Source organism: Lentzea sp. NPDC054927 (assembly GCF_053610285.1).
The window spans coordinates 73,820-86,364 of the sequence record NZ_JBSGXZ010000022.1; the positions used below are offsets into that span (position 1 = coordinate 73,820).

A 12,545-nucleotide genomic window follows, 5' to 3' on the forward strand; every position below is an offset into this window, starting at 1 on the left:
GGTCGGCTCCGCCCAACCCGAACTCTGGCTCACCACCTCGACCCTGGCACTCGACGCCGAGTCCCTCCCCGTCCTGATCACCGACCTCAACACCGCCTACCGGCAGCTGTCCGAGGCCCGTCCCGTCGCCCTGCCCCCGATTCCCCTGCCCCTGCACCAGTGGTCCACCCGCGAAGCCGAGCGGGCCGCGGCCGAGGACATCGCCGACACCGCACACCACTGGCTCACCCGCACGCCCGGTATCGACCTCCCGCAGACCGACGGCGAACAGCACGAGGTCACGGTCACCCTGTCTCCGGAGCACACCGCCGCCCTGCTGGCCGCCCAACGCCCTGAGGACCTGCTGCTCATCACCTTGGGCCGCACCCTCACCCGCTGGGCCGGGGGCGACCGGATCGACGTGGAGGTCAGCGCGGATCCCCGCTCCTCCACCCCGGAGCTGGCCCGCACGGCCGGTCCGTTGCGCACCAGCCACCCGGTGTCGCTCTGGCTGCCCAACCGCGATCTGCCCTCGGTGCTGCGTTCGGCACGGCGCCAGCTGGCCGCGCTCGGCGATCCCGCCGACTACGGCCTGCTCCGCCACCACGCCCCGGACCCGGACCTGGCCGCCGACTTGGCCGACCTGCCGCGTCCGCAGGTGGCCTTCAGCGCCAGTCTGTCCGCTGTGGACACTCAGCCTGATCCGCTGGTGTTCCACCCGGCCACCCTCGAGCACACGCCCGAACACCCCTGGGACGTCCGGGCAAACCTGCACGAGAACAGGCTCTACCTCCGTTGGACGGGCAGCACCGACGCCGTGCAGGAACTCGCCCAGGCACACCTCGACCTGCTGACCGAGGCCCTCGGCCAGCGCGCCCCGAGCGAGGACCGCAGCCTCGACGCGCTGTCCACAGTGGTCAGTCAGGCGATGGCCCAGCACGCCGTACCCGGCGCCGCTCTCGCGCTGATCCGGGACGGCGAGCTGGCCGGAGTCCTCACGCACGGCACCCTCGCCGCAGACGACGACACACCGGTCACCGCGGACACGCTGTTCGCCGCGGGGTCGCTCAGCAAGACCGCCACCACGGTCGCGGTACTGCGCCTGGCCGAACGCGGCGAGCTGGACCTGGACCGCGAGCTGACCCAGTTCCCGGTGACCATCCGCCAGCTGCTCGCGCACACCGCGGGCCTGGCCGTGCCGGAGGACGACGAGCCGCTGCGGCTGGAGCACAAGCCCGGCGAGGTGTTCCGGGTCAACTCGGCGCATTTCGTTCTGCTGCAACAGATCCTGACCGAGCACACGGGCCTGGACTTCGCGGAGCTGATGCGGCGCGAGCTGTTCGAGCCGCTGGGCATGACCGCGAGCACCTTCGTCAACCCGGATCCGGCGACCGTGGCCCGTGCGCACGACGCCGACGGCAAGCCGTTGCCCGGCGGGTACGAGGTCAACCCGGCGGCCGCGGCCGGTGGTCTGTGGACTACCGCGGCGGACCTGGCCCGGTTGATGATCGCCGTCCGCCACGCCTACCTCGGCCACCCGGACGCGGTGCTGCGGCAGGACCTCGCCAGGGCGATGCTCACCGCCCAGTCCGGCCGGCCGTACGGCTGGAGCGCGATCCTCGACGACTCCGGGGCCGACCTCGAGTTCGGCCACGGCGGCCAGGCCACCGGTTACCAGGCCATGGCGGGACTGCGCGTGCACGCCGGGCTCGGCGCGGTCCTGCTCACCAACGCCAGCAGCGGGCGCGAGCTGGTGACCCGCGTGATCGCCGCGGTCTGGCCCAGCCAGGCCAGGCTCACCACCCTCTTCCAGCGCGCCGTCGACGACGCCACCACAGCAAGGGAGCACGGAGCATGACCGCCGAGGACACCAGGACGTCCACACCGGACCTGCGGGCGGAACTGCTGCGTCGTCGGCTCGCCGGGCGCGCGACCGGCAGGAGGCAGGAGATCCCGCGCGCGGACCGGGACCGGCCGCTGGCGCTCTCGTTCGGGCAGCAGCAGATGTGGCTGCTGCACGAGCTCGACCCGAACAGCCCCGAGTACCTGGTACCGCTGGTGTTGCGACTGCACGGCTCGCTCGACGAAGCCGCGCTGAGGGACGCGTTGACCGGGCTGCTGGCCCGGCACGAGGTCCTCCGCACCCGCTACGCACTGGTGGGCGAGGACCCGGTGCAGCTGGTGGACGCTCCCGCCGCGGCCGAACTGCGGGTGCTGGCAGCCGACGACGAAGCCGAGTTGCGACGGCTGGTCGAACACGAGGTGGCCCAACCGTTCGACCTGCACAGCCAGTGGCCGGTGCGGATGCTGCTGGTCCGGCACGGCGCCGAGGATCACGTGCTCGCGGTGACCTTCCACCACATCGCCGTCGACGCGCACTCGGTCCGCCTGTTCGGCGCCGAGCTGAGCGAGCTGTACCGCGCGCACCACGAGAACCGGGCGGACACGCTGGCCGCACCGGGCCTGCAGTACGCGGACTTCGCCGCCTGGCAACGGAACCACGTCACCGGTGACGTCCTGGCGGCGGAACTGGACTACTGGCGCGATCGTCTTGCTGACCTGACCCCGCTCGACCTGCCCACCGACCACCCCCGCCCGGCCGTGCGCTCCTGGCACGGCGAGGCGGTGGAGTTCACCATCCCGGCCGAACTCGCCGCAGCCGCGCGGAACCTGGCCGCCGGTCAGGACAGCACCCTGTTCACCGTGCTGCTCACCGCCTACCAGCTGCTGCTGGCCCGGCACGCGGGCAGCACGGACGTCCCGGTCGGCGTCACTCTCTCCTCCCGGTCCCGCCCTGAGCTGCAGTCCGTCTTCGGCTACGGCATCAACACCCTGGTGGTGCGCGGTTCCTGGCAGGGTGACCCCACCCTGACTGGTCTGCTCTCCTCCACGAAGTCCGCGCTGCTGGGCGCCTTCGACCACCAGGCGGTGCCGTTCGCCCGGCTGGTGGACGAACTGGCGCCGGAGCGCGACCAGTCCCGCACCCCGTTGTTCCAGGCCGACTTCATCCTGCACGAGGACCGGTCGACAGCCTTCGACCTGCCCGGCCTGGTGGTGGAGTCGCTCACCGGCAACAGAATCGCCAAGTTCGACCTCACCCTGGAACTCCGCGAGAACGCCGACGGAGGCCTGTCCGCCCAGTTCACCTTCCCGCCCGCGCTGTTCACCGCGGCGACGATCCAGCGACTGTCCGGCCACTACCGGACCTTGCTGACGCACCTGGTGTCCACTCCGGACCGCCGGTTGAGCGAGATCTCGTTGCTGGACGAGGGCGAGCGCACGCAGGTGCTGCACGACTTCAACCGCACCGCGGTCGAACTGCCCGCACCGCACACCCTGGCGGAGCTGGTGGCGGCCCAGGTCGCCCGCACGCCGGACGCACTCGCGGTCACCTGCGCCGGGGAGAGCCTGACCTTCGCCGAACTCAACGTCCGCGCCAACCGGCTCGCCCATCACCTGCGTGCTCTCGGTGCCGGGCCAGGCACCCTCGTCGCGGTCTGCGCGGAACGGTCGCTGGACCTGGCCGTCGCGCTGCACGCCGTGATCAAGGCCGGCGCCGCGTACGTCCCGCTGGACCCGGACTACCCGGCCGAACGCCTGGCCTACCTGCTCACGGACTCGGCCGCCCCGGTCCTGCTCACCCAGAGCCACCTCGACCTGCCGGAGACCGGCGCTCGCACTCTCTTCCTGGACGCGCCTGACGCCTGGTCCGGTGAGCCCACCCACAACCCGGAACCCGTTGCCACACCGGACGACGGGGCCTACCTGATCTACACCTCCGGCTCCACCGGCCGCCCCAAGGGTGTGCTGAACACCCAGCGCGGCACCGTGAACCGCCTGCACGGCATGCAGCGGATGTTCCAGCTCACCACCGACGACGTGCTGCTGCAGAAGACCGCCGCCGGGTTCGACGTGGCGGTGTGGGAGTTCTTCTGGCCCGCGATCACCGGCGCCCGCCTGGTGCTGGCCGAGCCCGGTGGCCACCGCGACCCGCGTTACCTGCGCGCGCTGATCGCGGCGGAGGGCATCACGCTGGTGCACTTCGTGCCGTCCATGCTCTCCGCCTTCCTGGACGAACCGGACGCCGCGGCCTGCCCCTCGTTGCGGATCGTGCTCAGCGGCGGCGAAGCGCTGCCCGTCGACCTGGCCGCCCGCGTCCTGTCCACGATGGATGTTCGGCTGGTCAACCAGTACGGCCCGGCAGAGGCGGCCATCGACGTCACCGCGGGCGACGTCACCGAGGAGACACTGACCGGGTCCGCCCGTGTGCCGATCGGCTTCCCGGTGGACAACCTGCGGGTGCTGATCCTGGACGAACGGCTCGAGCCGGTGCCGGTCGGCGTACCTGGTCAGCTGTTCATCGCCGGGGACGGCCTGGCCACCGGCTACCTGAACCGGCCTGCGCTCACCGCGGAGAAGTTCCTGCCGCACCCGTTCGAACCGGGCCGGATGTACGCCACCGGTGACCTGGCTCGCTGGCTGCCCACCGGCGCGGTGGACTTCCTGGGCCGCGCCGACGACCAGGTCAAGCTGCGCGGCCTGCGGATCGAGCCCGGCGAGGTGGCCACGGTGCTGCGCGAGCAGCCCGGCGTCGGCGACGCGGTCGTGGTGGTCCGCGCCGACCAGCTCATCGGGTACGTCACCGGCGAGGTGCGACCGGCCGCGCTGCGCGAAGCCCTGCGCGCACGGCTGCCCGAGCACCTGGTGCCGGCCGCGATCGTTCCGCTGGAACGGATTCCGCTCAGCCCCAACGGCAAGCTCGACCGCCGCGCCCTGCCCGCCCCGGACCGGACCGCGTTCGGCACGGCCGTGCACCTGGCCCCGCGCACCCCGGACGAGGCCCGGATCGCCGACCTGTTCGGCGCGGTCCTGGAGCTGACCGGGGTCGGCGTGCTGGACAGCTTCTTCGACCTCGGCGGCGACTCGCTGCGCGCGGTCCGGCTGGCCGCCAAGCTCCGCACCGCCGGGTACGACCTGGGCATGCGGGACGTCTTCGCCCACCGCACGGTCGCCGCGCTGGCCGCCGCGGCCGCCACCCGCACCGCCCCCGCCGAGTTCGTCCCGGCCGAGCCGTTCGCGCTCCTGTCCACTGTGGACCGCGAGGCGCTGCCCGCGGACGTGGTCGACGCCTACCCGCTCACCCAGGTGCAGACCGGCATGCTGGTGGAGATGCTCTCCGGCATCGGCCGGGCCGCCTACCACAACGTCAACTCCTTCCGGATCCCCGACGAGCGCCCGTTCGACGAGACCGCCTTCCGGGCCGCGGTGGCCGAAGTGACCGCCCAGCACGACGTGCTGCGCACCTCCATGCACCTCACCGGTTACTCCCAGCCGCTCCAGCTGGTGCACGCACAGGCCGAGATCCCGGTGTCCGTGCACGACCTGCGTGAGTTGGACGCCGAGGCCCGGCACGAGCACCTGCTGGCGTTCGCCGCCGAGCAGGGCGCCGCGCTGTTCGAGCTGACCTCCGCACCCCTGCTGCGGCTCACCGTGCACCTGGAGACCGGCTCGGCCTGGCGGCTCAGCGTCACCGAGGCCCACGCGATCACCGACGGCTGGAGCCTGAACAGCCTGCTCATGGCGCTGCTGCGCACCTATCGCGCGCTCCGCGACGGCCTGGCTGCCGCGATCGAGCCCGCCGGCGCCCGGTTCGCCGACGTGGTCGCCGCCGAACTGTCCTCTCTGGACAGTGACGAGGACCGCGACTACTGGCAGCAGGTCGTGGACACCCACGTGCCGCTGGTCCTGCCCGCCTGGGGCGAGGACGCCGAGGGGCACCACCGGATCCAGGTTCGTTACGCCGACCTGGAACCGCGCCTGCGCGAGCTGGGCGCGGACACCACGCTCAAGTCGGTGCTGCTGGCCGCCCACACCACCGTGCTCGGTCAGCTCACCGCCGAACCGGCCTTCCACACCGGCCTGGTCTGCCACGGCCGGTTGGAGGCCGAGGGCGGGGACCGGGTGCTGGGCATGCACCTGAACACGCTGCCGTTCCCGGTACGACGGACCGCGCGCACCTGGCAGGCGCTCATCTCGCAGGTGTACGCCACCGAAACCGAGGTCTGGGGCCACCGCCGCTACCCGCTGCCGGCCGTGCAGCGGGCCGCGGGCACCGGGGACCGGTTGCTCAGCGCCATGTTCGACTACCAGGACTTCCACCAGGTCGACACCGGCCTGATCGACGCGGGCGCGACCATGGGCGCCGGGTTCACCGAGTTCCCGCTGCACGTGGTGGCGTCCGGTGGGCAGGTCACGCTCACCGCACGCGCGGATGCCTTCAGTCGCACCGACCTGGACCGGCTCGGCGAGATGTACCGGGCGGTCCTCACCGCGATGGCCGAGGACGCCGACGGCGATCCCACGGCCGCGCACCTGCCGTTCGCCGAGGACCTGCGGTTGCGCAGCACGCACGAGCGCACGGTGACCGTGCCGGTGGAGCTGTGCGTGCACGAGCTGTTCCAGGAGCAGGTCGCGGAAACTCCCGACGCCGTCGCGGTGATCGCGGGCGGCGCGACCCTGACCTACCGGGAGCTGAACGCCCGCGCCAACCAGCTCGCCCACCACCTGCGTTCCCTGGGCGCCGGACCGGAAACCCTGGTCGGGGTCTGCCTCGACCGCGGTCCCGACCTGTTGCCCGCGCTGCTCGGCATCCTCAAGGCCGGCGCCGCCTACGTGCCGCTGGACCCGGCCAACCCGGTGGACCGGCTGGCGCACATCCTCACCGACACCGCCGCACCCCTGGTGCTCAGCACCACCGATCTCACCGACCGGTTGCCCGCCGAACACCAGGGCCAGGTCCTGTTGCTGGACACCCTCCGCACCGAACTCGCGGCCCAGCCGGACACCGATCCGGCACCGCTGGCCGGTCCGGAAAACCTGATCTACGTCATCTACACCTCCGGCTCCACCGGCCGGCCCAAGGGCGTGGCGCTCACCCACGCCAACGTGGCCCGGCTGTTCACCACCGCCGCCGACCAGGTCCACTTCGGACAGTCGGACGTGTGGACGTTGTTCCACTCCTACGCCTTCGACGTCTCCGTCTGGGAGATGTGGGGCGCGCTGCTGCACGGGGCGCGGATCGTCGTCGTGCCGGGCGAGGTGACCCGGTCGCCGGAGGACTTCCTCGACCTGATGGTCGAGCACGGCGCGACCGTGCTCTGCCAGACCCCGACCGCGTTCCGCTCGCTCACCGCGCTGGCCGCCGCGGGCGACCCGCGGATCGACGAGTTGCGGCTGCGGTCGGTGATCTTCGCCGGCGAACGGCTCGACATCGCCGAGCTGACCCCGTGGACCGACCGCCTCGGCGTCGAGCGGCCCGCGCTGGTCAACATGTACGGCATCACCGAGACCACGGTGCACTCCACGTTCCACCTGGTCACCGGCGAGGACCTGGCCGAACCGACGCGCAGCTTCGTCGGCCGCCCGCTGCCCGACCTGACGATCCACCTGCTGGACCCGCGTGGCGCGCTGGTGCCCGACGGCGTTGCGGGCGAGATCCACGTGGGCGGCCCCGCGGTCGCCCGCGGTTACCTGAACCGGCCCGAGCTCACCGCCGAGCGCTTCCTGCCCGACCCGTTCGGACCGCCCGGCTCGCGCCTGTACCGCAGTGGCGACCTGGCCACGCACCTGCCGGACGGCAGCCTGGAATCATTGGGACGATTGGACAACCAGGTCAAGATCCGCGGTTACCGGATCGAGCTGGGTGAGATCCAGGCCCGGTTGCGCGAGCACCCGGCGGTCGTCGACGCGGTGGTCATCGCCCGCGCCGACGCCACCGGCGAACGCCAGCTGGTCGCCTACCTGCGCGCCCCCGAAGCCCCGCAGGCGGCTGAGCTGCGCCCGTTCCTGGGCGAGGTGCTGCCGGACTACATGGTCCCGGCCGCGTTCGTGGTCATCGACGAGATCCCGTTGACCCCCAACGGCAAGCTCGACCACCGCGCCCTGCCCGCACCGGATCGCGAGGCCTTCACCACCGCCGGCCAGGTGGCGCCGCGCAACCCGCTGGAGGAGCGGATCGCCGCGATCTGGGCGGAGGTTCTGGGTCTTGCCGAGGTCAGCGTCACCGACGGCTTCTTCGACCTGGGCGGCGACTCCATCCGCGCGGTGCGCCTGTCCGGGGCACTCCGGCAGGCCGGGTTCGACCTGGGCATCCGGGAGATCTTCGAGCTGCGCACGGTGGCCGCGCTGGCCGCCCGCGCCGCCACCCAGGACGGCCCGGTCCAGGCCGCCGAGCCGGTCGCGCCGTTCGCACTCGTGTCCACAGCGGACCGGGAGCGGCTGCCGGCGGACGTGGTCGACGCCTACCCGCTGTCCCAGGTCCAGACCGGCATGCTGGTCGAGCAACTGGCCTCGCCGGAGCGCAACACCTACCACAACGTCAACACGTTCCGGATCCCCGACGCGCAGCCGTTCGACCCGGCCGCGCTGCGCACCGCGCTCGACCTGGCGACTGCCCGGCACGACATCCTGCGCACTTCGATGCACCTGCAGGGCTACTCACAGCCGCTGCAGCTGGTGCACGAGTCCGTGCGGATTCCGTTGACCTGGCACGACGTCAGCCACCTGGACGACGAGGAGCAGCTGCGGCTGGGCCAGGAGTTCGTGGCCGCCGAGCGCGGGCGGGTGTTCGAGCTGAGCACCGCGCCGCTGCTGCGGGTCACCGCGCACGTGGAGTCGGCCACCTCCTGGCGGCTGACCTTCACCCAGAGCCACGCCATCACCGAGGGCTGGAGCTATCACAGCCTGCTGATGGAACTGCTGGCCGACTACCGGCGCCTGCGCGACGGCCTGCCTCCGCTGCCGCGCCCGGCGAACGCGGTCCGCTACGCCGACTTCGTCGCCGCCGAGCTGAAGTCGCTGGCCAGCGAGGCCGATCAGGCGTTCTGGCAGGACGTCGTGGACACGCACGTGCCGTTCGAGCTGCCGGAGGGCTGGGGCGGCGACCCCGCAGAGGAAGGCGTCGCCAGTCACGTCCAGGTGCACTTCGGCGAGCTGGCCCCCGGCCTGCGCGCGCTGGCCGCACGGGCCGGCACCGGCCTGAAGACCGTGCTGCTGGCCGCGCACCTCACCGTGCTGCGCTCACTCAGCCCGGAACCGGCCGTCCACAGTGGACTCGTGCTGCACGGGCGGCTGGAGGCCGAGGGCGGCGAGCACGTGCTCGGCATGCACCTCAACACGGTGCCGTTCCCCGCCGAGACCGGTGCCCGCAGCTGGCACGAACTGGTGGCCCAGGTCTTCCGCCGCGAAGCCGCCGCCTGGGGTCACCGCCGCCACCCGCTGCCCGCGATCCAGCGCGCGGCCGGCGGTGGCCGGCTCATCCACACCATGTTCGACTACCAGGACTTCCACCAGGTGGACCGGGACAGCGTGGACCTGGGCCTCACCTACCACGACGCGCCCACCGAGTTCGGGCTCAGCATCAGCGCGAAGCCGGGACAGGTCAACCTGACCGGCGTCACCGCGGTGCTCAGCCGGGCGAACCTGGAACGGCTCGGCGAGCTGTACCGGGCCGTGCTCACCGCGATGGCCGCCGACCCGGACGGCGACGCCACCGCGATCGCCCTGCCCGCGACCGAGCGGGCCGCACTGCTGGCCGCGGCCACCGGGCCCGCCGTCGCACCGGTGTCCGGCACCCTGCACGACATCTTCGCCGCACTGCCGCCACAGGCCCCAGCGCTGACCTTCGGCGAGCACACGCTGAGCTACGGCGAGCTGAACGCCGAGGCCAACCGGATCGCGCACCGCCTGCGCGCCGGCGGTGTGACCCGCGGCGACCTGGTCGGCCTGTGCGTCGACCGGGGCGCGCACCTGGTACCCGCGCTGATCGGCATCCTCAAGGCGGGTGCGGCCTACGTGCCGCTGGACCCGGCCAACCCGGTGCAACGCCTGCAGCAGATCCTGGAAGACACCGGACTGTCCACTGTGGTCACCGAGTACGCACAGCTGGAAACGGTGCGCGAGGTGCACGACGGCACGATCCTGGTGCTCGACGACGAGGCCGCGCCGGCCACCCCGGACACCGATCCGGACAGCGGCGCCACCGAGGACGACCTGGCCTACGTCATCTACACCTCCGGCTCCACCGGCCGGCCCAAGGGCGTGCCGGTCAGCCACGGCAACGTGCTGCGCATGTTCAGCCCCGCCACCGGGCTGGACCTGGGCCCGGACGAGGTGTGGACGCTGTTCCACACCTATGCCTTCGACACCTCGGTCTTCGAGCTGTGGGGCGCGTTGCTGCACGGCGCCCGCCTGGTCGTGGTGCCCACCGCCGCCACCCGCTCCCCCTCCGACCTGCTCGACCTGCTCGTGCGCGAGCGGATCACCCAGCTCGACCAGACACCGAAGACCCTGCGCGCACTGGCCCAGCTGGTCGGCGATGGCGATGCCCGGCTGGACGAACTGGTGCTGCGCCGGGTGTTCTTCGGCGGCGAGAAGCTGGCCGTGGCCGAGTTGCTGCCGTGGACGGACCGGCTGGGCCTGGGCCGGCCAGAGCTGATCAACATGTACGGCATCACCGAGACCACGGTGAACTCCACCTACCGCCGCATCACCCACGCCGACCTCACCGAACCCGGCCGCAGCCCGATCGGCGTGCCGATGGCGGGGCAGCAGACGCATCTGCTGGACCAGCACGGTTCGCTGGTGCCGTTCGGCGTGCCCGGTGAGCTGCACATCGGCGGCGTCGGCGTGGCGCAGGGCTACCTGAACCGGCCGGCGCTGACCGCCGAGCGGTTCGTGCCCGACCCCTTCGGCACTCCCGGTTCCCGGCTGTACCGCACCGGCGACCGGGTCGTGCGGCGCGCGGACGGGGTGCTGGACTACCTCGACCGCGCGGACAACCAGGTCAAGATCCGTGGTTACCGGGTCGAACTCGGCGAGATCGAGGCCCGGCTGCTCAGCCACCCCGCGGTGCGCGAAGCCGTGGTGCTGGCCCGCCCCGACGCCACCGGCGAACCCGCTCTCGTCGCCTACCTGGTCCCTGCGGACCGCACTCCGGACGCCGACGAACTGCGCGCGCACGTGGTTGCCGCGCTGCCCGAGTACCTGGTGCCCAGCGCGTTCGTGCTGCTGCCGCGAATCCCGTTGACCACCAACGGCAAACTGGACCGCCGCGCGCTGCCCGCCCCGGACCGCGCCGCCTTCGCCGCCACCGAGCGGATCGCCCCGCGCACCCCCGCCGAGCAGCGAATGGCCGAGGCCTGGGCCGAGGTGCTGGGCCTGCCGGTGACGCAGATCGGCGTCGAGGACAGCTTCTTCACCCTCGGCGGCGACTCGATCCGGGCCATCCAGCTGGTCGGCGCGTTGCGCGCGGCAGGGTTCGGCAGCGGCATCCGCGAGGTGTTCGCCCACCGCACCATCTCCGCGCTGGTGCTCGCCGATCCCGGTGCCGCCGATGCCGAACCGGCCGTCGAGCCGTTCGCCCTGCTGTCCACAGTGGACCTCGACCGGCTGCCGACCGGCGTGGTGGACGCCTACCCGCTCACCCAGGTGCAGACCGGCATGCTGGTGGAGATGCTGTCCGGCGACGGCGGTGCGTACCACAACCTGAACTCCTTCCAGATCCCCGACGAGCAGCCGTTCGACCTGGCCGTGCTGCGCGCGGCGACCCAGGTGGTGGCCGCGCGGCACGACGTTCTGCGCACCTCGCTGCACCTGACCGGCCACTCCCGCCCGCTGCAGCTCGTGCACGCCGAGGGCACCATCCCGGTGACCCTGCACGACCTGCGCGAGCTGGACCAGGCCGCCGCACATGAGGCCGGACTGGAGTTCCAGCGCACCGAGCGGTCCGCCCTGTTCGAACCGGAGACCGCGCCGCTGCTGCGGATCTCGGTGCACCTCACCGGGGACACGGGCTGGCTGCTGACCTTCACCCACTGCCACGCGGTGACCGAGGGATGGAGCCTCACCTCCCTGCTGGGCGAGCTGCTGGACACCTACCGCGCTCTGCGTGACGGCACCGGTCTGCCCACCATCGAGTTGCCGGTGCGCTACGCCGACTACGTGGCCGCCGAGCTGTCCGCTGTGGACAGTGCGGAACACCGCGAGTTCTGGCGCGAGGTGGTAGCGACGCACGCACCGCTCACCCTGCCCACCGGCTGGGGCGCACCGGGCCCGCGGGAGCTGCACCACGTACGGGTTGACCTGGCCGCGCAGCTGGACGGTCTGCGCGCGCTGGCCGAACGAGCCGGAACCTCGCTGAAGAGCGTGCTGCTGGCCGGTCACCTCAAGGCGCTGAGCCTGCTCACGCACGAGTCGGCGTTCCACAGTGGACTCGTCCTGCACGGCCGGCTGGAGACCGAGGGCGGAGACCGGGTGCTGGGCATGCACCTCAACACCGTGCCGTTCCCGCACACCGGCACCGCGCGCACGTGGCTGGAACTGGTCGAGCAGACCTTCGCCGCGGAGAGCGGGGTCTGGCCGCACCGCCGCTTCCCGCTGCCGGAGATCCAGCGCGAGGCGGGCGGCGGACGGCTGCTCGACGTGCTGTTCGACTTCCTGGACTTCCACCAGCTCGACGCCGCCGTCACCGACCTGGCCGCGGGCGTCGGACGCACCTCCAACGAGTT

The 12,545-nt window shown here is 72.3% G+C and carries 2 protein-coding genes (both running past the window's edge); both read left to right on the top strand.

Annotated features, from left to right (window positions below; translation table 11 throughout):
• A protein-coding gene (locus ACWGE0_RS26385) for a non-ribosomal peptide synthase/polyketide synthase (protein WP_452263573.1) crosses the window boundary here: on the top strand, nt 1-1,837 show its 3' portion. It extends 22,124 nt beyond the left edge of the window; only the last 1,837 of its 23,961 coding nucleotides appear in the window; its start codon lies beyond the left edge, outside the window; the stop codon is at nt 1,835-1,837.
• Nucleotides 1,834-12,545: the start of a non-ribosomal peptide synthase/polyketide synthase gene (locus ACWGE0_RS26390; RefSeq protein ID WP_452263574.1), read on the top strand. 12,163 nt of this gene lie beyond the right edge of the window; only the first 10,712 of its 22,875 coding nucleotides appear in the window; it begins with the start codon at nt 1,834-1,836; its stop codon lies off the right edge, out of view. Before ACWGE0_RS26385 ends, ACWGE0_RS26390 begins: the two co-directional genes overlap by 4 nt.